Below are 21,665 nucleotides of genomic sequence, written 5' to 3'. Positions count from 1 at the left end.
GCAAAGCGGTGGATTATTGCGCCAGGATGCTGGCGAACCGGTCAAGGGCGGGGCGGGCATCCAACGCGTTGGTGTCTTCGGCGATTGCGGCGAAAACGAATGCGTTGCCGGCGGGGTTGCTCACTGTGCCAGCCAGTGAGGACACCCCGATGAGGGTGCCGGTTTTGGCGTGCACAAACCCGGCGCCGGGCAGTGCAAGGTAGCGGCCGGCAAGGGTGCCGGTGGCGCCTGCCACCGGCAGGCCATCGGTTAACGCGTCTAGTCGCCGGTCGCTGGTGGTGTGCTGCAGCAGATCGGCAAGTAGTTGGGGATTGATGCGGTTGTCGTCACTGAGCCCAGAGGTGTCAACCAGAACCAGATCGTCGCTGGTGATTCCGTGTGCGGCAAGTGCTTGCCGCACCGCGGCTGCCGCGGCCGCCGAGTCGGGGGCAGTAACGCCTTGCGCGAGGGCGACTTGCCGCCCCACGGTTTCCGCCAACACATTGTCGCTGTCTTCTAACATCACCGCTAACACCTCCCGCAGCGGCGGTGCATAGCTCACCGCTAACAGGTTGTCACCGTCGGCAAGGGCACGTTGTCCACTCGCAGAAGTTGCCGTGTTGCCCGACGACTGTTCACCAGTAGGGGTTGGTTGATATGCCGGCAGGCTGGCTGCCTCTTCGGCGGTGAGCAGCCGCACCGGGGCCAGGTCCACCACAGCCGGCGGCTCACCATTCCCGCTGAACATGTTGTCCATAGCAGCCGCTTCCCGGGCAAGAATAGCGGCGAATTGGTTGCCGGCATCAAGCGCTGGGGTCATGCTGCGGGGCACATCGCCGGTTGGCTGCCCGTCGACACGGCCGCCGGCAACCATGAGCGGCTCCACTGGGGCGATAAATCCGCCGGGGATATCTTCGGCATGCCAGGAAGGGGCAATCGTCACCGGCGAATAGGTGGAGGTATCCACAGCGACCGCGGTGATTGGACCGTCGACGGTCTGCAGCACGTCACGGGCAAGCATGGTGAGGCGCTGCTCGTTGAGGGTGGGGTCACCGAAGCCGCGAAGAATCACCTCACCGGGGGTGACACCTGCCACCACCGTGGTGGGAATCCGATACTGTTCCCCGAGTGTCCACAGCCCAGCGGCCGCGGTCAAGAGTTTCGTAACGCTGGCCGGTCGGGCAGCCCGCGGATTGATCCCAACCAGCAGCTCCCCGGTGTTGGCATCGACGACCGCGGCAGTGAAGTTTCCCAACGCCGGATCGGCGGCTGCCTCTTGCAGGGCGGCTGCCAGGGCATGTTTCTGCCCCGGGTCAAGGGGAATAGTTGCCGGGGCGGGCAGCTCCGGCAGCGGGGGCAGTGTGCGTGGCGGATCGACCACAAGCGGACGATCCAGCTGCCCGGTTGCGGCAGCCACCCCACCAACTGCCACCACGGCAGCTACTGCTGCCGCCACTATTGCCATGTATCCGCGCTGCACACCATCACCCTTCCCCAGTGTTATTCCAGGCAACATAGCCCGATTCGCACCAACCTACCACCAGCTATACCCTCCCTGGGCCGTGGCGCGGCGAAACACGGCAACAGTGAGCAGCGTCTATCACCAAGCGGCTACTCGGCCTGCAGCAGCCGGTGAGCGCCCGTCGGCGCAGCGGTGCTGGCACGCCAGCACCGTGGCAAAGTGATGTTCCCACCACCGTGCATGTAGTGCACCCACCGACTGTTCCCCGCTGGGGTTTTCCGGCTCGTATGGCCGCACCTATTGCACCCGCGGTGCCGGTGAGTTGTGGATTTCCGCATCGATGCGTTTGCCCCGCCGCCGGGATCGGCGAACCGTGCTGGAATGCCGTCCGCTGGGCAGCACAAACAACAGCAGCGTAATGGGGAATAACAGCAGCAGCGAATGCCCGAGGGAAAGGAACTGCTGCACCCATGCCAGCAAAATCGGCATGATGAACACCACTACCCCGCCGGAAAGCGCGGACAGGGCAGCCGCCCGGTTTGCCGACAGTGACGGCTGGGCAACTAAATCGTCGACCGTGATCGGATACAGCAGCGCGTTGCCGCAACCGGCCAGCAGCAACCCGAAAATCAGCCACGGCAGTGACGTGCCGGTACCGATAATGATGGTGCCGATCATCGAAGCGGCAATGGAGGTGACGAAAATATAGCGCCAACGGATCAAAATACCGGCCGATAAACGCCCGGCAGCCATCCCCAGCGGGAACACCGCACCTAAGGTGGCAGCGGTCGCATTCGGCACCCCGATCTCCAGCAGACGCGCCACACCCCAGGTGTAGAGCGCAAACTCGGCGACGAGCGACAAGGCGACCCGGGCAAGCCCCATACCAACCTGGATGCGTTGCTTCTTCGTCACCGGTGCACGACCCTGGCTAATATTCGGCTCGTGGACAGCACCAGCCGCCTGCGGGAGGGCAGCACGACCCATTTCGTCTTCAGCAACCTGTTCGGCGCCGCCAAAGGCCTGCACCGATTCCACCGCCCCAAACTTGTCGGCAAGATCTTTGCGACGTTTCGTCCGGCGGCCAGCCCACCGTTCCGCAAACGCGGAAGGCGTATCAACAAAGTCGACGTGGCGAATAGTGGCCAACACATAGATTGCTGGCAAAGCAAGCATCAACGCTGCCCAGCGGCCTTCCAGCCACGGAATGGATGCAAACAATCCGTAGAGCAGCGGACTGACAATGGAAGCCGCCGACGATGCACCGTTAGCCAGCGCAATATCGCGGGCGCGCCGCGGCCCGGCGAGGACCGCCGGCACAATCAAAATCACCAGCGATGTACCTAAAGCCACCGACAATCCCGAAGCGATAGCCACATTCGCCCACGGGGCGAACGCCAAACCGAGGGCACCAACAATCACCAGGGTTGCTGCCAGCTGCAGCACCATCCCGGCGGTAGCTTTCATCAACCATTTCGACAGCAGCGAAAAACCGACCATGCCAACCCCGAGGAATGATCCGAGGATCGCAAAGTGGCTGATCGGCAACCCGAAATCGACGCTGAGCAGTGCGATAAGCGCACCAACACCACCAACATGGGCGCCGACAGCAATCTCAGAGACAAAAGTGGCGGCGAAAATCCGTGGCCGCGACGCGGCGGCGCTGGGGGCAGGCACAATCGCCGCGGAAGCTTGTGAAGCATCTGACATGGTAACCGGAGTCCTTACAAACGATGTGCCGGACAAATAACACATAAGGAGGCAGACGACGGAAAAACCATCCACGCCTGGCGGTGGCAACATTCGTCGAGCATTCCCTATGCAAGGTCGCAAAGGCCACAACAACATACGCGCTGCGTCCCCATGCAAACCCATCAGGACACTAGCACGCATCTCACATGACGGACACTTCCGGATTCTGGCAGGAAGCACCCAACCTTGTAAGGAAAAATCACCCCAAGTTACACACGCTTAATGCTGCTGGAAAATCCCCCATCCCCGCTCCGATCGCGGCATCCTCCCCCACAGTCTCACGCGAAACTCCGCCGCCATCCCCCAACCAATCCCATCACCCCCGACACCCCCGCAATCAGACAACTTCCCCACCCACTTGTTGCACAACCCGCCGAGTTGTACCGCCACACCTGGCAGCGCGGCAACGCATCCCGCTAGTGTGCGCGGCAAGCACGCACCCTATGCCAGCCGTGAACAACACCGCACAAAGCAGGTGGCGCATGTGCGCCACCTGCCTATTCCCCCTTTTTTGCCAGCAAACACTGGCCAACCACATCCCCTATCCGGCGCTGAGCACCGTGGCAGTGAACGGCCCTATCGACAGCTGCCCGGTGCGGCCAGTAAACCCAAAGGTTTCATGCCCACCAAACACGGTGGAATAGGTGGATGCATCAGTGTTTAACCGCACCTTCCAGGTCGCGTCATAAGGCATGGTGACTGTTACTTCGCGAGGATCGCGGGCAAAATTCACTGCCACCACCGTCGCATTGCCGTCCAGCGTTTCCCGGCTATACACCAGCACTTGGGCGGCTGCATCGCTGAAGAGAACACGGGTCACCGGGCCGGTCAGCCCGGGGGTGGTACCGTCCAGATTCCGCCGCAGACTAATCATGTTCCTAAACATTCGGGTGATATCCCGAAACTTCCAGGCCTGCTCCCAATCAAGTGGCACCGTGTCCCGGAACCATTCATCTTCTAAAAACTCTTGGCCTTGGAATAGCATCGGCACACCGGGGCTGGTCAACACCAATGCCGCCCCTAACGTAGCCCGTTTCTGTGCATCCCATCCATCCGGGTTGGCACTATCGACTTCCGTAGTTACCCGGGCCGAGCCGTTGGCCACCTCATCATGGGATTCGGTGTAGATCACCCGATCAAAACTGTGATGATATTGGTGGGTGACCGCGTTGCTCACCGCCTCTACCGACCGGGCATGATCATCGCTGGTGGTGATCGCTTCCCGGATGGGATGGACAAATTGCGAATCCCATTGGGCGTGCATGTTGCCGCCATATGCCTCCGCGGAGGTGACTGCTGGATCATTGTGCAAATCTTCCGCGATGACAATCTTGCCTGGGAAGTTTTCCCGCACGAGCCAGCCAATTTCACTCATCATCGACCAGCCGTCAGGAATATCCCCGCTGAACCCGTCCACTTTGCGCATATATGGGGTCATGTCGAGCCGCAGCCCGTCGGCGTGATAATCCGAAAGCCACATGCGCGCATTGTCGGCGATAAAATCGCGGACTTCTCTGCGCCCATAGTCCGGTCGGGTATCACCCCATGGGGTAGAGGAGCGCCAATCTTGATAGAAGTAGATGCCGCCCTTGTCGTTTTCGCTCCACCCGTCAAACTGCCACAGCGATAGATCCGATGGACCAAAATGGTTGTACACCACGTCGATTATCACTGCCAGGCCACGGGCGTGGGCATGTTTGATGAAGTGTTTCAGGGCATCTGGTCCGCCGTAGGAAGACTCGACGGCGAAAATATTTGCCGGGTTGTAGCCCCACGAATAATCGCCGGCAAACTCCATCAGCGGCATCAGTTCGATGGCGTTTACCCCAAGGTTCACCAAATAGTCCAGCTTGGCGGCCAAATCGTCAATATTGGCTGGCTTGTCGAGACCATTGTCGACAAACGACCCAATGTGGGTTTCATAGATCACCAGCTCGTGCAGACCAGGGCAGACAAAATTGTCGCCTTCCCAGTCAAAATCGGCATGGTTGTACAGCACACCGTTGCCCACCGAATTGGTGACTTTCAATGCCCGCGGGTCGATGCGAAAAAAGGTGGCATCACCGTTGACGATGGCGAATTGGTATTCGTCACCGGTGGCAGCCTCCGGCACCACCCCGTAGAAGTTGCCGGCACCTTCGCTGTGCAGCGGATGGGCAGTGTCATTCCAATTGTTGAAATCACCAACCACACTGACACATGTCGCATTGGGTGCCCACACCCGGAAGGCGTAGCCACCATCGGGCAGCGGAATTGCACCCATGCCTTCCACGACCGGGGTTTGGGAAGCATCCCCCTTCGGTGCGGCCGGCTGCAGATGATCAGTGGCTGCGAGCTGTTCCTGCACTAAGGGACGTGCCCCGGTTTGTGAAGGGGAGGGTTGCTGTTGTGTTGTGGTTGGCTGTTTGCCGGGTTGTTGGGATTGCGTATTCATCAAAGCGTTGGTTACACCATTCTTCAGCTACATCGGTGACTGCAGTGTTTTTTCTGGGCTCTGCAGCGCCTGCCAGCTTCACAGCAGTGCGGGATGCACAATCATTGTTGCGCTCCTGGCAGGCAGATAAAGTGTAAGAATAAAACGCGGCCACCTGGGGTGGCTAGTATGAGCACGGTTTTCGTGAATAACCCGGCGCGCCACCGGCTGTGGTGATCTGGCCGATGTGCCACTAGCCAGTGTTAGGGATCTCGCAGTTTTCCCGTGCAACACTGCTCGTCGCCTAGCGCTATCGCTGCAGTCTGTAGCTTGCGGCGCGGTGTGATGCGGCCCGGCGCGGTAAGTGTGACGAGATAAGGTGCACACCTTGGAAACACCAGGCATGCCAGGGCGGTGTCTTTTCAGCTGTGGCGCTATAGCGTGTGTGTCGCCCACGGGTTGAGTTGGGGTGCACCCCGGTGGCCTGCTTTCCACCACCGATAGAGGCCGACGAGCGCGTAGCACAGGCACAAGATGGTGGTGATTTTACAGATCCAGTCCACCCCCAGGCCAAGGATTGCATCAGCGCGAAACACACCGACTTGGCTCACAAAAAGACTGTAGTCAATGCCCATATGCCAGACGGCGACGGCCACAAAGTTGCGGGTCACCAGATAGATGAGTGCCGCAACCACGCCGAAGCGCACCGTGTAGAGCGTCTGATTCCAGGCATCGCTGATAGACAGTCCCGCGAATACGTTCATCATGTGCAACAGTGCGAAACTGATCACCGAGGTAGCAAATGCAAGGATCATCCCGCCGAGGCTGCTGCGAGCTGCAGGCATATCGAGGATGAGTCTGCGGAACATGCCTTCTTCTGCAAATCCGATGCAGGCGGCGACTACGGTTGCTGCGGGGAGTACCCAGCTGAAGGTGCCGGCGATCGCGGCCTCCACATAGGTGGACACCACCCCGAGCAGGGTGAGGATTGGTACGGCCGCTATCGGGGTATAGTCCCAGCGCCAGGTGAATTGACGCCAGGTATTCCATTGCGGGTGCAGTGTTCGCAGGTTCCACCACACCACACCGGCGAGGACGCCCATCATGGGGATACCGGCAAGCATCATGGCTTGGTCGGTGTAGTTGATCCCGAATCCGTAGTGGGCGATGCCGAATCCGGTTGCCGCCAGCAAATAGTAGATTGCGATGAGTCGAAGGATCCGGCCATAGTCGCGACGCATTGCGGTGTTCCTTTGCGGTAAGGGAGATACACGGGGATACAAACTGCGGAACACAAGGGCAATCCTGGCGGCGTGCCACGGCTGCTACACCCCAGCCGGGATCAGCGGCGGCTACATACATGTCACAGGCACCGGGGTGCGGTGCCTGCTGCGACACGAAGCAAGCAGTATTCCACCTGTCAGCTTGGCTATCTTCTGCAGTGTGCAGTCGTGAATTTTCACACAGCAGACTTGCGTTCCTACTGCGCATAGTATGCCGCCGTTTCCTGGCAGCGACCTGTTATTCCGCTGGGATGATCCGTAGATCTGGCAGGATCTGGCCGAAGAGCAGGTGGGGTATGCGGCAATTGTTACTTCCGGCAGCACCAGGTACTTCTTTTGCCCCGCTGTCCCCGGTTTCCGCGACGATGGTCACATCCTCAAAGTCGCCGGTTTTCGTTGGGCAGTGTCACGCAGCCGGGCGAATACGACTAGACTGCTGGGTGTTTTCACATGTGCACAGACGCCTGTGGCATCACCGGTCACGGGTTTTTCAGCTGCGCGGCAGCAGCATCGTGCTGTCCGCTGCCTTAATCTGCTGCTGTTGCCCACAGTGTGAACACCAGATCATTGATCAGTTGTACCTGTTGCCAGCCAGCCCGGTATCTTCCCGGCAGCTGTTGGCCGCAAGATACTCACCCAAGTAAAGGCATGTGTGCTGCTATGAGCGTTGAAGTTACTATCGAAATCCCGGCCGGTTCCCGGAACAAGTATGAGGTTGACCACGAGACCGGCAAGGTGAAGCTTGACCGTTATCTGTTTACCCCGATGGCTTATCCGACCGACTATGGGTTTATCGACCACACCCTCGGCGAAGACGGCGATCCGCTGGATGCACTTGTCATCCTTCCGGAGCCGGTATTTCCCGGCTGCCTGGTGGATGCCCGCGTGCTTGGGGTGTTCAACATGACCGATGAGGCCGGCGGCGACGACAAGCTGATCTGCGTGCTTGATGATGTCCGCTACGACCACATGCAGACCATCGACGATGTGCCGCAGCATCTGCGCGACGAAATTGAGCATTTCTTCGTCCACTACAAGGATCTCGAGAAGGGCAAGGAAGTCTCTGGCACCGGCTGGGGCGACAAGGCCGCCGCGGAACAGATCCTTGCCGAGGCGAAAGACCGCTACCAGGGCTAATCGATTTTCCCCAACGCTGAACGTACTGCCCCCGACGATTTGGTGGGCACGGCTTCAGTGGCGGTAACCGCCGCGCACCGGCACACCTTCCACCAATCGGGGGTTGCCCACACCAAATAGTGCGCTGGTTTGCCGAACATTCTTATGTCCCACCCGGACTGCTGGCACAGCTCACAACTGGCAGCAGTCCGGGTGGTGTGGTTTTTCGGGTTGTGGTTCTCCCCGATGGTGGCTTCGCCGGATTGCGATTGTTTCAGGTTCTGGCCAGGGGCGCGCCTGTGGCTTGCCTGGATTGGTTTATCACCCCGGTGCGGGCGCGCCGGGGTGCGGGGGCGGTGTGTGGCCGGGGTTCACCCACCAGGATGCGGCGGGGGTTCCGCGGGGACAAGGTGCAACTGTGGCTTTGTTGCACGTGTCGGTGTTGTTCTGCTCAGGTGTTACCCACCGCAGGCGCGGCGGCTGCTGGGTGCTTGCGGCCACCGGAATTGACGAGTTCATGGCAAACTTATGCCCATGGCTGATTCGCATTCGTCAGACACCCCACCAGCAGCAGTGCATACGCTTCGGCAGGGTCTTGCCCGGATTCGCTATGCCTACAATGCGGTGTTTTATCCGGATGTTCCCGAAGATGCGCCCCCACAAAAGAAATGGGAGGCCAGCGTTGAAGGGCCAATGCTGTTGGCCTCGGTGGTGTTTTTGGTGCTGTTTACCGGCGCAGCCTTAGGCAAAACGGATGCCCGCGGCACCCAAATCGCCGAATTGGGCATGTGGTTGACGTGGCTGGTGTTTGGTATCGACTACTGTGTCCGTTTGGCGTTAGCGAAACCCCGCCTGAAATGGTTTTTCACCCATTTGCATGAGTTGATTGTGGTGCTGCTGCCCTGGTTTCGACCGCTGCGGGTGCTGCGCGTCGTGCCGGTGCTGTTTTTGATGCAACGCTTCTCCACGAAAAGCCAGCAGGTGACAGTGGCGATCTATACGGCGATCGGTTCCACATTGATGATTTTGGTTGCCGCGTTGACAATATATGACGCCGAATATGGGCAGCCAGGCAGCCAGATTAAATCCTTCGGCGATGCACTGTGGTGGTCGATTGTGACGGTCACTACTGTCGGCTATGGCGATATCACACCGGTGACGAGTTTTGGCCGTGGCGTCGGGGTGGTGTTGATGATCGGCGGTATTGCGGTTGCCGGTATTGTGACCGCTACAGTGGCCGCCTGGTTGGTGCAACAAGTAAGCGACGATGAAGCCAACGAGGTGCAGGGGAAACTGCTGCTCGACGAGGTGCAAACTTTGCGCCAAGAGCTGCATCATCTGCGCCGGGAACTCGCCCAGTCGACTGCTCCGGCTACAGGGTCTGCAAACGGTGCGGCAACCTACCCCCCATATGCTGCAGGGGATACAGCAGGGTTATCTTCCCCGACTGGCTTCGCGGAGGAATCCCGCAATGAGGCGCTTCCACGCATTGGAACCCCCTCGGCTGGAAGCAATCCTGCACCTGATGCGGGTTGTGCCGAACAAAACACCACCGAACCTGGGCAGCACCAATGCCCACCGAAGATCGATCATCCCGCAAATCCTGGCATATCGGCCGACAGTTTGCCGCCTGCACACACCGGTGGTGTGCCACACGCCCCGGAGGCTGTGCAGCAATACACGTTGACCGAAGGGTTGAAACTCGTGGGACGCCACATGTCCTCGTCGTTGAAACGCTATTTGGACGAAGCTGGCACACTCGTGCCGCCGCACACTCCAACACCGTCAGATCATCACCGCAACGATCCTGCCTCCCCCAGCCATTGGTGGCAGCGACGTCGTCGTCGCAGCGGTATCTCGCAGCCGGATTCGGTAACACCACCTGCCACCGACACTCCCCCAACAAGCCACCGTCCGCCATCCCCTGCAACACCTACGACAACAAACCAGGTGGCAAAGCCAACCCCACCGGCCAGCAACCGGCAGGATTCCCCCGAATCTTCAGCAGTGGCTGATTCACCGTCGATATCCGACAACGAGCAGCCCACCCCCGCAGTGCACCGTCGTCGCCTGCAGCGGGAAGGATTTACCACCCCTCAGGCGAGCTCCCCTTCCCCAAGTGTCAACCAGATTCCAAGCGATCCCACCCGGCGCAGCGCATCACCGAATCATCCATCACCTGCGGTGGATGAGCATTCAACTCCCCCAACCAGCCCACATTCGACTAGACCTGCCAGCCCACATCCGGCTGCACCACCGCCGCCAGTGGCAGACACCGCAGCGTTCGAACCACCAGCAGCTGCCGCCACGGATCCGGCGGATGAGGACAGCACTACACCATAGTTACTGCTTGATGCTGCCAGGTAGTGCCGTATTTTCCCGCCAGGTCCAACAGCCGGCGGGATGGCTACCCGCGGCATCCTCGTTTGCTGTAGCAGCGGCAGAATCTTTCCCCTCCCCGGTGAGCGTTCACATCCGTACAGGGGCGAGTGTTGGCATTAGCGCACCGCTGGCCATATTCTGATCTGATCCGGTGAACGTGCAACCTGCCAGGTCTGCTTAGTGCTGCCAGGCAGCCGACCTGCAGGTCGTGGCGCAGCGACGTTCGCCATGGTGATATCCGTTGGTGATCCTCGCCGCCGCTGATCACCAGCTTCGATGTGCTGGTGGCCAAGGCGATAGGTGAGCTACCGGCACATCCCATCACCTCCCCCATCCCAACGTGTGAACACAGTCAAAAGGACTACGCAATACTCATGGCTATCTCTGCAGTTTCTGTCAACGAAGTTCCCGCCGGCGCACAAATCATCGATGTTCGCGAACCTGATGAATACCAGGCCGGCCATGCGAAAGGGGCGAAAAACATTCCGGTTGGGGAACTTCCTCACCGTCTCGCCGAACTAGACCAGTCGCAGGATATTTATGTTATCTGCCACGGCGGTGGCCGTTCTTCCCGCATGTGTTCGTATCTTGCCGAGCAACAGATTTCCGCTATCAATATCGATGGTGGCACCTCCGCGTGGGCAGCGGCCGGTTTAGCAATGGAATAATCTGCCAAACGCCACTGCATAACGCGCGGCGAAACCTGCCGCAACAATGCGCTGCTACCAGGTAGACTTAACCCCTATGCCGCACCATGATGCGATCCCCCAGCAGCTTCTTGCATCCCCCTCATTTCAGCTTGAACGACTGCGCCGCCGAACCCGCGACGAAGTGGAAGCCGCCCTGGCCGAACATGACACCACAATGCGGGAATTTTGGGTATTGACGTGTCTCGTGGAGGAAGCGACCGCCTCCCAGGCGGCGTTAGGGGAACTCCTTGCTATCGATGCCTCTGACATGGTGCGGCTGCTTGATGGTCTTGAACAACGCAACTATGTGAAACGCACCCGGGATAAGAAAGATCGCCGCCGCCAGCAGGTTGCGGCGACCAAACGGGGTCGCAATGCGCAAAAGAAATTCGCTGCCTTAATTCAGCAAGCTGAACAGCGGGCCTTGGACGAGTCGAGTGAAAAGCAGCTGAAACACTTACGTGGGCTGGCGAAAGCGATTATCGCCACCGAGGAGATCACCGTCACCGAGCAGGATGGATAACCCCGGGCAGCCTTCCCCTGGAAGGGTTAGCCTTCCTGCAGTTTGACATTGGCGAATATGACGCGACCCGTCAGGCGCAGCACGCCGTGCTTTGGTGCTGGCAGCGCCCGCTGCATCATCTTCTTCCGTGGTGGCTTCACCCGGCTCGCAACATTACCGAAGATCACTTGCGTCGCCGACTCAACAGTGATGCCGGGCGGAACGATAATTTTGCAATCCCCAAAGACGACGTGCAGATTGATCTCCAGGTCATGGTTGCCACTGCGGAAGTATTCGCGGGTGTCAAGCGTGCTATCCGCAAAGACGGTGATGGTGCGATGGCAGCCGCCGGGTGCGGTAGCAATGTGCTCAGTGGTGGAACTCAACACAACCCACTTCGGTGACTGCACCAACGCTGGTACAACAGCTGTGGTTTCAGGTGTTCTCGCAGCCGGCAGATTGCTCAGCTGCGCGGTATGACCTGGCACATCCACCTGATGACCTGTGACTTCCCCATTGGCTGTGTCGTTGGGCCAGGCCGGAAGACCGCCGCAATCATCCACCAGGTGGGTGAGTTCATCGCGGAATACTGCACCGGCTGCTATTGTGGTTCGTTCTTCAAATTCGGCAAGAAGCAGCCGCCCTTCAGCGAATGCGTCAGCAATACGATCCATAACAAATTGCCGTTCCGCATGCGAGGCTCGGATCCGCGGGGCTGCTTGCTTGGCTTCCCGGTAATCGGTCATGGGAACCAATAGTACACCCAGGCAATTGGTGCTGACTGCAGATTTTCTCCCCTATACGCAGCACTACATTTTCGCAAGCGCCACCGGCACCGCAGCCAACACACCCGCCAAATTGCCAGGTCACAGCACTCATGTTGGCTTGACATTGGGCAGTTCACCGAAGAAGAAAGCAGAAACGCCGCCTGCCAGGTTTTCTGGCGGCGGCGTTGTTCTGTAGAGCACACCGTGCTGCGGGTGTGCCCACAAGTCACCGAGACAATCCCAATATCTGCGCTAGTCGCCGATCTGATCGCGGCCACGCAGCACGATCTTCGGATCCGGCTCACCGACAATGTCATAGTCTTTGCCGGTGTATTCAAACTTGGAGAGCACATAGCGCATCGCATTAATGCGGGCACGTTTTTTATCGTTGGACTTGATGGTAATCCACGGGGACTCATCAGTGTCCGTGTACCGGAACTGTTCCTCTTTCGCTGAGGTGTAGTCATCCCACTTGTCCAGCGATGCTAAGTCCATCGGGGACAGCTTCCACTGGCGAACCGGATCCACCTGGCGGATAGCAAACCGGGTTCGTTGCTCCTTTTGCGTCACCGAGAACCAGAACTTCGTCAGTGAAATCCCTGAACCGAGGATCATATTTTCAAGCATGGGGACTTCGCGCAGGAATTCGGCATGCTGTGATTCGGTGCAGAAACCCATGACTCGTTCCACACCGGATCGGTTGTACCAGGAACGGTCAAAGAACACGATTTCGCCGGCAGCTGGGAAGTGCTGAATATAACGCTGGAAATACCACGAAGTTGATTCCCGTGGACTGGGCTTCTCCAGGGCCACGGTGCGGGCGCCACGCGGGTTGAGATGCTCGTTGAAGCGCTTGATTGTGCCACCCTTACCGGCAGCGTCGCGACCTTCGAACAAAATAATATGCCGCTGCCCGGTGTCTTTCGTCCAGTTCTGCCACTTGAGCAGCTCGATCTGCAGGGCGCGTTTAATGTGGTCGTATTCTTTACGACTCATCCGCTCGTCGTAGGGGTAATTTTCCCGCCACGTTTCCACAGGTTCACCATTTGGTTTGATGAGCACTGGATCGTCATCGTCGGAATCGTCGACAACATATCCTTCGGTTGCAGCGAGGTTGATAACTGGGAGTTCGTCGGTGTTGTCTGCCATAGGTTTAACACTAGCCCGCGGGGGCGCTGCATGTCAGATGTTTTACGACCTTTTGGCAACCTTTTTCTACGGTGTAGACCACCTGCGTTTTTCCACCCGGCTATCACAGTGCTTCTTCCCGCATTCTGTGTTTCTCCCCCTGTAGCTACCCCCGGCAGCGTTTGTCGGGCAGCGCAGCGAAGGCTCCGCAGTTGCAGCAACAAAAATCCGCTTCTGTCACAGACGTCTGGTGACAGAAGCGGTTTTGAAAGGCTTGAGATTCTGCAGTTATTTACTGCAGTGCCGAGTGATTATTTCGGCATCAGGCCGAGCAGATCCTTGACGTTGCCAGCGAGCTTCGCGAATGGCTTCAGGAAGTCGAAGACGTTAGGAAGGATACCGTCGGTGGAGAAACCGGTAACGGTGTTAAGGAAATCCAGCATGTTAGCTCCTAGGAAAAAATTTCGGCCTGAACGTGAAGACAGGTCACCTGTTCAGGCGATGTCAAAAGGTGAGATGAATTTGCTTGAAGTAACCTACTGGATTACTTAGCCTTGGATTCAGCGATTTCCTTGCCGAAGTCGAGGACAGACTGGTTATAATCAGCAGAGTTGCCGAAGAGGCTCAGCTTGCCGCTGAACAGGCCGTAGATGTCATACAGCACGGTCGGAAGGTTCTCGAGCAGACCACCGGTTGCTTCAACGAAGGTCTTGAACTGGCCCAGCTGGGTTTTGATGAGGGAGAGATCCATGTGTGAACTCCTTGAGAGGAACCAGCTCTGGAGCTGGTAGATGTTTCCAGTTGCTGACGCCCCTCAGGACGTCAGCAACTAACTTATTCCGCACCTGAGCACCCGTCAAGCGGTTTTTTCAACTTTTTCACAGCAGCAAATTTGATTACGGTTCCGTAACGCCCTCATTACAATTGACAACCCTGTGTGAAACAGGCCACACCTGACCTGCGACGCAAACCGTATCACCTGGGAATACGCAGCATTCTGGACTGCTCGCATCCCATTGTCGATAGAGGGATTTTTCAAATTTCGTAACACCCGGAAATGCTTCTTCGATAGTGCAAAATTTCCCCGTTCCGGGCGATATGCATCGTTGCAAACTACCCCAATTCGGGGGCTTCTCGGCGCCGCGGGATGGCTGTTATGAAATTGATAGGGGTCGCCCCGTCGCCACAGCTAGTTGCCCGATTTTACAGCGATAACCCCACCGATTATGGCCGGTTATTACGGTGCACTAACTAGACTTTTTCCTGCAAAACTCTTGACAGGCCACGCCAAGGCTGTGACGGATGTGAATTACTGTGAATATTGTGAAAGCTGTGAACTTGGTGTGAGGGAAACAAGACACGAACCATACACACCTCAAGAGCACCGCCGCCTTCCAAGAACTACTCGGAGGCATCGTTGCCGAAGGCTTTGCGCACTGTCTGCTGACGCGCAACCAACTCCCGGAGCCGCTGCAATTCGCTGAACTCTTCCTCAGTGAGCTCAGCATCTAAACCTGCGGCGGCTAACGCCGCCTGAGCAATCTCTTTTTCCTGCCGCCGACGCACATCCCCCACCAGCACTGTCCCTTGGTCATATAACGTCACACCGTCACACGTTGCGACAACATGCAGTCGATATGCATCCTCAGCTGCACCAACAGTCGTATCGGTCACTTCCTGCAACCAATCATCGGTTACGGTCACCGTCACACTGTCCAGCCCCGGTGCTAACGCGACAACCTGCTGAGTCGCCGCAATAGCTGCCGCAATGCCTTGGGTGGCCGCATGGGTGCCGGCCACCAGCGCCGCCGAAATCGTCATTGCAGCTTGCGTCACAGCCGGCGAAGCCTGCCCCAACATGCGCGAACAAGGCAGCCCACTGCTGGTTCGCAACACTCCAATCGTGTGCACCTGCACCCCCATAGCCAAATCGCTTACGGCCTGCTGCAACACCACAAGTTGCACATAGGATCGCTCCCCGATCACCACATCAGACGCCCTAGTCAAACCCAGTAGGCGGACCATCGTGGTCACAAACCGGTTGACGGCTTTCGGCGACACCGCCGACTGCAACGCAGTTGCCAACCGACCAGCATCCACCATCGTGCGACCATCCGCAACGGCCACCTCCGCGGCTGTCGGGCGCCACAACAATGTCGCACCAGCTTGCGCCAGATAGTCGATTTCCTGCGCGGAAAACTCGACCCTTGTTTGCGCTGCGGCCGCCGTCAACTCCTCATCCCGTTTACATATCCCCGGCAGCACTACGACAAACACCACAGCCCGCGGCAAACTTTTCGCTGCCGCAATCAACTCCGCATGGGCAGTGTGCGGACGGCCAAATATCGGAACCAACACCACCGGCCGGTTCGTGGCCCGCAACGCCCTCGTAGTTTGTTGCACCTCTGCAACAGAAGAAAGTTCGTTGAGCACAGAAAGATCGAGCGCCATATTTGCCTGCCGTGGGTGAAAAAGAGCAACAACGCGCAACTGTGCCCCGCAGGCAAGCGACGGGAACAATCGGTGAACACCACCTGCGAGCAGTCACAGTCTCAGGAACCTGGCACCTGATGCTGCGCGGATGACCACCATACCGAACAATCCACCCCTTTGCTGCGCTCCCACGCAGGGAAAAGAGGAATCTGGCTAGCCCTTGTCTGCGGCAGGGAACTCCCACCAACTAACGTCAACCCTATGGATCGCACCATCGTGATGACCTATTTTGAGCCATTTGGGCGACGCCCCGTCAACGCCACACAACAAGCAGCCACCGCGCTCACCCACATACTGCTCACAGACCCGTCGCATACCAACGGGTCAACACCCCAATCCGCGCCGCCGCAGCATCCCAACCGCGATACGCAAGGCGATACCACAGGCGTTTGGCGGCAGCCCACCACAACCATCGATCTTGTTAGCCAGGAAGCAAAGTGTTGCCTGCTCGCAGTAGAACTCCCGGTGAGTTTCCGGCGCGCCCGCAGCCAGCTTCAACAAATCATCGATCATTTTCACCCAGCAGCCATGTTGTGTTTAGGCGAAGATGGCACCCGCAAAGCATTACAGATCGAACGTCACGCCTACAACGAATGCCACGCGACCATGGCTGACAATGATGGAATACGCAAAACCAATGCCGCCATCACCACTACCGCCGCCGTGGGCAGCCCACTGAAAGCCAACTGGGATCCGGAACGACTGGTAGCTTGCCTCCACAGCAAACAACTGGCGGCCGAAATATCTGACGATCCGGGACGATACGTGTGCAACACGACGGCCTACACCCTGGCACAATCCAACATTCCTGGCGGTTTTTGCCATATTCCGGCATTGCCAGTTGCTGATCTGCAGCAGCCTATCACCGCACAGACTGCGCAACAGGTGCGCGCACTGTTCCACCCACCGGCACACCCCTTGACTACTGCACCATCATCCCCCAACACCGAATTACCAGCCGCAAGCGCCGCGAACACTGCAGTGCACAATCCGACCACCATCGACGACCTAGTGCTCGGGATTGCCACCCTGCTCGCTGATCTTGTACACCCCAATCCGGCGCACTAAACCAGCCGAAGAGAAAAACGGCACGCTGCAGGCAACGGTTGCACCGAAGTTGTACCCCGTGACAGCGAAAACCAGGGGCGGTACGCACCGAACCGCGGTGCACAAAAACCCATGCATATCGCACCCACCGTGGGGTGTAACAACACCTGTTCAACCAACAAAAAACGGTATCCAACACAGCACGTGTTGGATACCGTTGTACTCCGTCTATCTGCAGACCACTATGGCAGCATGTGCAGAGCGAAAAAAGAGGATCCTAGCCCTTAGCGCAGACATTCACCTTGTCCGGATCAACCAGCGCCCGAGAGTCACAGAAGGTCGCCGTCGAAGTCGATTCACGAATGACACCTTCCCGAACGGTGAACTTGATTACCGACTCTGGAGCGAAGTTCGGATCATTGTTGTCGCTATCAACGCTCATCACCACTGCGGTGACTTCACCTTCGGTGCGGTCGCCTTCCACCGCGGCAAGCTGCAATTCAGCGTCAATGTATTGGCCGTCGAATGGGTTGTTCACCTCAATCGACATCGAGCCGTCGTCGTCGATCTCGAGTTCGCGACCGTCAGCTTCCCAGTCGCCGACGAGCCATGCCGGTGCAGTCTTCAGCAGCGCCAGACCGTTGACGTCGCCAATGATCTTGTCGTCCAAATCCTTGTCGAGCTTGTCGTCAAGATCCTTGTCGTGGATGTCGTCACGGTCGCGATCCTCGGTTGCAACCACCGTAGTGGTGGTGCCATCGACACCCTCCACCTTGGCAACCTTTGCTTCATCATCGTCGGAGCAAGCTGCCAGGCTAGCGGTAACCGCGACAGCGGACAACAACAGTACAGAACGGCGGAATTTCATTGTTTTTCTCCTTGTGATCGAACACAAGTTGAAATGACTTGTGCGTCGTTTTTCTTGAAAACTTTGTCAGTAAGTCCCCATCCACCGGAACGCGGCGGCGCTTGGCTTGCAACGGTGCTGAAACGATCAGCGTTGCGCGCTCCAAGGTGTATCCCAAGCATTGCAAAGAATCCATGAACGCAAGTCCCACCCGGTGGGTGCGAAAACACGCAATGTGCCGCCGGTGAATGGTTCGGCGCTAACTTACCATAGGTGATACTTTATTTGAGCTTCAGTTACCCTCATCCACCATCAGGGTTTCTTCATCTGTAATCGGGCTGTGATCTGGTCTTTTCATGCTCACGATATTCCCCCTAAGCCTGGCACCCGTGCACCCCGGGGAAACAGTAAGCGCGCAGCAAAACAATCCACTGCAACCAGGGGGCGTAAAACGTGTCTGTTGTTTTTCTTGCCAACTCTATCTTTATGCAGCGCACCGGCTGGTTTAGGAACAATACCGACTCATTCGTTGAAGAGCCCTACTTGTGGCGCAGCACCAAATCGTCGATGCTAACTGCCGGGATTGGTGCTTGCTCCAAAGAGCCACCGCCGGAAGTGACCCGACCCACACCACAGAGCCGGCCGTGGCATTGCTTCCATTTTGGCGACTGTTTGAAACGACACCGTTTCTGGGAAGCGCAGCCGATGCAAAAATAACCAACCCACAAACGTCCATGTAGCGCTTGGGACAAAACTCATCCCACCGGGTGCGGTGCAACATTGCAGCGCAGATCACCGATGGGATGAGAGTGCTTTTTCAATTGTGGCCACAGCTATGTGTGCACCAAAGAGCTTGCTCCGATCCCGCATAGTGGGCACCGCAACAGTGGCGAAGCTCATCTGGCAAAACCCAGTCGAGAAGTGCTCATTCCGGGAGAGTCCGGGCACTGGCGCTCCGCCACAGGATCAGAAAGCTCAAGCAACAGCCCAATATGGGCTACTGGTCATTTTGCTGCTGTGTGCGATAGCCCAAGTTCCAGGCAGCGCTAGCCAAAAAGTCCGCGATATTCTTCGGGAATCCTTGGCGCAAGAGTTGGTCACGCAGTGGAACGTCCATACCGCCACCGGCTACAATCGCCCCACCAGCGGATCCGCTGTTTCCAGCGAACCCGATGACAGCACCAAGTGCCCCGAGCACCAGCAGAATCGGGATAATGCCGGCAGCAGAAGAATTCGACGAAGTGCTGTTGGCGTTGATCACCGCAGAGGAAAGACCACGGCCGCCCTTGTCATTGGTGTCACCAGTGTCGCCGGTGCCACCCGAGTTACCGCCGTTGCCACCCGAGTTACCGCCGTTGCCGCCGTTGTTATCCGAGTTGCCGCCGTTGCCGCCGTTGTTATCCGAGTTACCGCCGTTGCCGCCGTTGCCACCCGAGTTACCGTCGTTGCCGCCGTTGTTATCCGAGTTACCGTCGTTGTCATCATCGGTGTCGGTTACATCAGGGATACCGTCATTATCGGTGTCGACAAGGCTGTGATTTAGTAGTGGAGCGCTGGCACGGGAGTTCGGCACCGGAAGCTGTTCATTGTCCTTGCCGGACTTGAAGAACTCCACAATTACGGAATCCTTGGGTACCTTGGCGACAGCGTTCGTATCCTCTAAGAAGCTATCCTTGACGACCATGTCAACGACGAGCGCGCCAGCGAAGTCCAATGAGTTGTTCTTGGAAATGTACTGTGCCACGTTGGCGCGAACATAGTTGTCCGCGTTCATCGGATTATCTGGAGCAATCCAAACATCACCGTTGTCATCAAATTTGTCGACTGGAATCGAGATCACTGGCTCCGCCGCCCTATTATTGTCCGTATCAGCGGCCAGAGCGGGGCGCCAGACGTGCACGGTATTATCGGCCAAATTCGCGAGCACCGTTGGATCTACATGCAGCTTTACCCGATAAGGCTTCGAGTCAGCGATCCCGTTATAAGTTACGTTGTACAGGGCTGAGTGACTAGCCCGAACAACGCTCGTACCTGCAGGTGCCGATGTTTTCCCACCTTCCCCGACATACACATTGTTGTTGGTGTTTTTCAGGCTCATCCGAGCGACACCCTGAATCCAGGTGGTAACGCTGGAGAGGTCGTCTTCGCCGATATTGGTTTCGTTGAGGTCAATCGTTGCACCCTTGTCGGGGCTTTCCTCGAAAACGCCCTTAAACAACAGTGGCTCGAGGCCACTACTCCGGTTGGACTGCCAGCGGGCATACACCGTCGACCGAGCACCATCTGACTTAATGATCTCGCTCACTGGCTTGTCCAGGTGCACATTGATCTCCGCCACCCGGTTGTCGACGGACAGGCTCAGCCGCCCGAACAGCCCCCAGTTACCGCTCAGCGCACCGCGATAGAACTGGTCGGATTGCAACGCGTTTGGCGCGTGCGCACCCTTAAAGGAGTTCAGAACGCGCCAAATCGTCCCGTCGGCGGTCTTGGCGTACGGATCAGGATTAGCTGTGGACGAACCGTCAAAGTTCACACCGTCTTTAGAATTGGCGTCAACCTTTTCGAAGTAACGGACGTAGCTCCCAACCTTTGGTTTATTGGACCGGCCGTCAATACTCACGATATGTTTGGCGAATTGATCGTCAAACTTCAGATACAGCCATTCGGCTCCTGGATCGAGTGAAGCACGATATGCCACCTGTAGCCGCACCACATCAGGCGCAACAAGGCCGCCGTAACGAACGTCGGTTTGCAGCACCTTACCCTTGCGGGCTGCGCTGACAGTGCCAACTTCTGCCGGAATTGGCCAAGCGTCGGCTACTGCGGTACCAGCATGCGCTTGTGGAGCAGGAGCAAACGGGGTATCAACCGCGGCGACTGCAGGCATTGCCAACGCTACTGAGCAAACAGCAGCAATGACCTTTACGCGAGAGCCGTTCGCTAACAGTCCAATCTTGCGGACGTGAGGTGATTTCATCAACGTGTGGTGTCCCTTCCGACAATCCCTAAGCGCAGCGGTAACCAGGCCCGGCATAGTTGCAACAGCGTGCTGATGCTGCTGCAACCATCACCTTGTAACGTTCCCTTGGCTGCAGAGACCGTCATGTGAGGCTAACGATGCGCACTTGCACAAGCTGGCCACTTGCATATCTCTAAACCGAGACACACTTGCTGCTGCTGTACTGCGAGCATCCTCGCCCAGGTTGTAATGTGTTCCTTCCGACAAGCACGTCACTATGAGGCGATGCTTGGAATGTTGCAGACCCCAGGCATGGGCAACACTGCTAGTAATCCAGACGTACGAAAACGCTGATCGCTTGACTCTTCCCATTGGTAAGGCGATCACACTGATGGTTTCGAAGCATCAATAAATGACATGCTGTATCAATCGACAACAGCACACATGCTGCTGAGTCGTTGGTCGATAGAATGCCGGAAATCGCTAAAAAAATCCACAGCAAAAGACAAATCCGAAGCGCCGGAAATCCGCCAATGACGGCATGTGTTTCGGCGCGGGGTTCCTGCAACCATCCGGGAAGATGGACGTAGCACTGCTGGTACCGGGGGTTTATTGCATTGACCCGGCATCCCCACACTGCCTGCCGGGCCAGCTAATACACCCGTGATAGATAAGATTTCTTTCAATTGAAACTGAGAATTTTGCCCCCGTTTGGGTTTACTGAAGCTGCTGCCAGTGTCGCAGCACCAACCGCCCCAATCTGGTGCTACTGAAGGCTCCAACCCTGATGCAGCACACCGTGCACCGACTTCCCCCACAATGCGTGACTGCAACCTTGGTAAAACT

17 protein-coding genes are annotated in these 21,665 nt (G+C 57.6%); 6 read left to right on the top strand and 11 right to left on the bottom strand.

Translation table 11 applies throughout. The features are described 5' to 3' along the window. Positions 1–13 precede the first annotated feature (13 nt). The 4 genes from dacB to CCHOA_RS01425 form a co-directional block, all read right to left on the bottom strand. Positions 14–1,495, bottom strand: a complete 1,482-nt coding sequence (gene dacB / locus CCHOA_RS01440; RefSeq protein WP_123926017.1) for a D-alanyl-D-alanine carboxypeptidase/D-alanyl-D-alanine endopeptidase — start codon at positions 1,493–1,495, stop codon at positions 14–16. A gap of 243 nt (positions 1,496–1,738) precedes the next feature. Continuing rightward, the gene (locus CCHOA_RS01435) at positions 1,739–3,151 is read right to left on the bottom strand and encodes a hypothetical protein (RefSeq protein ID WP_123926015.1); all 1,413 of its coding nucleotides are present in this window, start codon (positions 3,149–3,151) and stop codon (positions 1,739–1,741) included. A 583-nt stretch (positions 3,152–3,734) separates the two neighbouring features. Continuing rightward, entirely contained in the window at positions 3,735–5,627 is a 1,893-nt protein-coding gene (locus tag CCHOA_RS01430; RefSeq protein ID WP_206425808.1) for an alpha-amylase family glycosyl hydrolase, read from the bottom strand. A 413-nt stretch (positions 5,628–6,040) separates the two neighbouring features. Further along, positions 6,041–6,847: a CPBP family intramembrane glutamic endopeptidase gene (locus CCHOA_RS01425; protein WP_123926013.1), complete on the bottom strand. Its 807-nt coding sequence runs from the start codon at positions 6,845–6,847 to the stop codon at positions 6,041–6,043. A gap of 702 nt (positions 6,848–7,549) precedes the next feature. Between CCHOA_RS01425 and CCHOA_RS01420 the strand changes: the two genes are divergently transcribed. The 4 genes from CCHOA_RS01420 (at position 7,550) to CCHOA_RS01405 (ending at position 11,599) form a co-directional block, all read left to right on the top strand. Next, the gene (locus CCHOA_RS01420; RefSeq protein ID WP_123926011.1) at positions 7,550–8,026 is read left to right on the top strand and encodes an inorganic diphosphatase; all 477 of its coding nucleotides are present in this window, start codon (positions 7,550–7,552) and stop codon (positions 8,024–8,026) included. Between the two features lie 513 nt (positions 8,027–8,539). Further along, on the top strand, positions 8,540–10,348 hold the full coding sequence (locus CCHOA_RS01415) for a potassium channel family protein (RefSeq protein ID WP_164472340.1): 1,809 nt from the start codon (positions 8,540–8,542) through the stop codon (positions 10,346–10,348). Between the two features lie 413 nt (positions 10,349–10,761). After that, positions 10,762–11,055 carry a rhodanese-like domain-containing protein gene (locus CCHOA_RS01410; RefSeq protein WP_123926007.1) on the top strand — a complete coding sequence of 98 codons (294 nt, stop codon included), beginning with the start codon at positions 10,762–10,764 and terminating at the stop codon, positions 11,053–11,055. A 76-nt stretch (positions 11,056–11,131) separates the two neighbouring features. Next, the gene (locus tag CCHOA_RS01405; protein ID WP_123926005.1) at positions 11,132–11,599 is read left to right on the top strand and encodes a MarR family winged helix-turn-helix transcriptional regulator; all 468 of its coding nucleotides are present in this window, start codon (positions 11,132–11,134) and stop codon (positions 11,597–11,599) included. A 26-nt stretch (positions 11,600–11,625) separates the two neighbouring features. On the opposite strand, the gene CCHOA_RS01400 is transcribed toward CCHOA_RS01405, so the two are convergent. Beyond that, positions 11,626–12,324, bottom strand: coding sequence for a DUF1707 SHOCT-like domain-containing protein (locus tag CCHOA_RS01400; RefSeq protein ID WP_123926003.1), 699 nt, complete (start codon positions 12,322–12,324; stop codon positions 11,626–11,628). Between the two features lie 25 nt (positions 12,325–12,349). Between CCHOA_RS01400 and CCHOA_RS01395 the strand changes: the two genes are divergently transcribed. Beyond that, positions 12,350–12,541 carry a hypothetical protein gene (locus CCHOA_RS01395; protein ID WP_123926001.1) on the top strand — a complete coding sequence of 64 codons (192 nt, stop codon included), beginning with the start codon at positions 12,350–12,352 and terminating at the stop codon, positions 12,539–12,541. A gap of 56 nt (positions 12,542–12,597) precedes the next feature. Here the strand turns inward: CCHOA_RS01395 and ppk2 are convergent, their stop codons facing one another. From ppk2 to CCHOA_RS01375, 4 genes are all read right to left on the bottom strand, one after another. Then, positions 12,598–13,494 carry a polyphosphate kinase 2 gene (ppk2, locus tag CCHOA_RS01390; RefSeq protein WP_123925999.1) on the bottom strand — a complete coding sequence of 299 codons (897 nt, stop codon included), beginning with the start codon at positions 13,492–13,494 and terminating at the stop codon, positions 12,598–12,600. Positions 13,495–13,784: 290 nt separating this feature from the next. Then, positions 13,785–13,916: a PorA family porin gene (locus tag CCHOA_RS01385; protein WP_123925997.1), complete on the bottom strand. Its 132-nt coding sequence runs from the start codon at positions 13,914–13,916 to the stop codon at positions 13,785–13,787. A gap of 101 nt (positions 13,917–14,017) precedes the next feature. Beyond that, complete coding sequence (locus tag CCHOA_RS01380; RefSeq protein ID WP_123925995.1) at positions 14,018–14,224, bottom strand: PorH family porin; 207 nt, start codon at positions 14,222–14,224, stop codon at positions 14,018–14,020. A 650-nt stretch (positions 14,225–14,874) separates the two neighbouring features. After that, the gene (locus CCHOA_RS01375) at positions 14,875–15,924 is read right to left on the bottom strand and encodes a pantoate--beta-alanine ligase (RefSeq protein WP_123925993.1); all 1,050 of its coding nucleotides are present in this window, start codon (positions 15,922–15,924) and stop codon (positions 14,875–14,877) included. A 159-nt stretch (positions 15,925–16,083) separates the two neighbouring features. Between CCHOA_RS01375 and CCHOA_RS01370 the strand changes: the two genes are divergently transcribed. Next, positions 16,084–17,034: a pyroglutamyl-peptidase I family protein gene (locus CCHOA_RS01370; protein WP_164472339.1), complete on the top strand. Its 951-nt coding sequence runs from the start codon at positions 16,084–16,086 to the stop codon at positions 17,032–17,034. Positions 17,035–17,290: 256 nt separating this feature from the next. On the opposite strand, the gene CCHOA_RS01365 is transcribed toward CCHOA_RS01370, so the two are convergent. After that, the gene (locus CCHOA_RS01365) at positions 17,291–17,881 is read right to left on the bottom strand and encodes a hypothetical protein (protein WP_123925989.1); all 591 of its coding nucleotides are present in this window, start codon (positions 17,879–17,881) and stop codon (positions 17,291–17,293) included. Positions 17,882–18,857: 976 nt separating this feature from the next. Next, positions 18,858–20,837: a hypothetical protein gene (locus CCHOA_RS01360; protein WP_123925987.1), complete on the bottom strand. Its 1,980-nt coding sequence runs from the start codon at positions 20,835–20,837 to the stop codon at positions 18,858–18,860. Positions 20,838–21,665: the final 828 nt, after the last annotated feature.

Origin of the sequence: Corynebacterium choanae, assembly GCF_003813965.1 — a bacterium.
GTDB classification, from domain to species: Bacteria; Actinomycetota; Actinomycetes; order Mycobacteriales; family Mycobacteriaceae; genus Corynebacterium; species Corynebacterium choanae.
The sequence above is the reverse complement of the archived record's forward strand: the minus strand, read 5'-3'. Positions and strand labels throughout refer to the sequence as shown.

Excerpts from the sequence above, each read along its gene's own strand:
- CCHOA_RS01415 (WP_164472340.1), top strand. The coding sequence starts at position 8,540 with ATGGCTGATTCGCATTCGTCAGACACCCCACCAGCAGCAGTGCATACG.
- CCHOA_RS01410 (WP_123926007.1), top strand. The coding sequence starts at position 10,762 with ATGGCTATCTCTGCAGTTTCTGTCAACGAAGTTCCCGCCGGCGCACAA.
- CCHOA_RS01385 (WP_123925997.1), bottom strand. The coding sequence starts at position 13,916 with ATGCTGGATTTCCTTAACACCGTTACCGGTTTCTCCACCGACGGTATC.
- CCHOA_RS01360 (WP_123925987.1), bottom strand. The coding sequence starts at position 20,837 with ATGAAATCACCTCACGTCCGCAAGATTGGACTGTTAGCGAACGGCTCT.
- CCHOA_RS01365 (WP_123925989.1), bottom strand. The coding sequence starts at position 17,881 with ATGAAATTCCGCCGTTCTGTACTGTTGTTGTCCGCTGTCGCGGTTACC.
- CCHOA_RS01430 (WP_206425808.1), bottom strand. The coding sequence starts at position 5,627 with ATGAATACGCAATCCCAACAACCCGGCAAACAGCCAACCACAACACAA.
- CCHOA_RS01380 (WP_123925995.1), bottom strand. The coding sequence starts at position 14,224 with ATGGATCTCTCCCTCATCAAAACCCAGCTGGGCCAGTTCAAGACCTTC.
- CCHOA_RS01400 (WP_123926003.1), bottom strand. The coding sequence starts at position 12,324 with ATGACCGATTACCGGGAAGCCAAGCAAGCAGCCCCGCGGATCCGAGCC.
- CCHOA_RS01435 (WP_123926015.1), bottom strand. The coding sequence starts at position 3,151 with ATGTCAGATGCTTCACAAGCTTCCGCGGCGATTGTGCCTGCCCCCAGC.
- CCHOA_RS01425 (WP_123926013.1), bottom strand. The coding sequence starts at position 6,847 with ATGCGTCGCGACTATGGCCGGATCCTTCGACTCATCGCAATCTACTAT.
- CCHOA_RS01405 (WP_123926005.1), top strand. The coding sequence starts at position 11,132 with ATGCCGCACCATGATGCGATCCCCCAGCAGCTTCTTGCATCCCCCTCA.
- CCHOA_RS01375 (WP_123925993.1), bottom strand. The coding sequence starts at position 15,924 with ATGGCGCTCGATCTTTCTGTGCTCAACGAACTTTCTTCTGTTGCAGAG.
- CCHOA_RS01420 (WP_123926011.1), top strand. The coding sequence starts at position 7,550 with ATGAGCGTTGAAGTTACTATCGAAATCCCGGCCGGTTCCCGGAACAAG.
- ppk2 (WP_123925999.1), bottom strand. The coding sequence starts at position 13,494 with ATGGCAGACAACACCGACGAACTCCCAGTTATCAACCTCGCTGCAACC.
- dacB (WP_123926017.1), bottom strand. The coding sequence starts at position 1,495 with ATGTTGCCTGGAATAACACTGGGGAAGGGTGATGGTGTGCAGCGCGGA.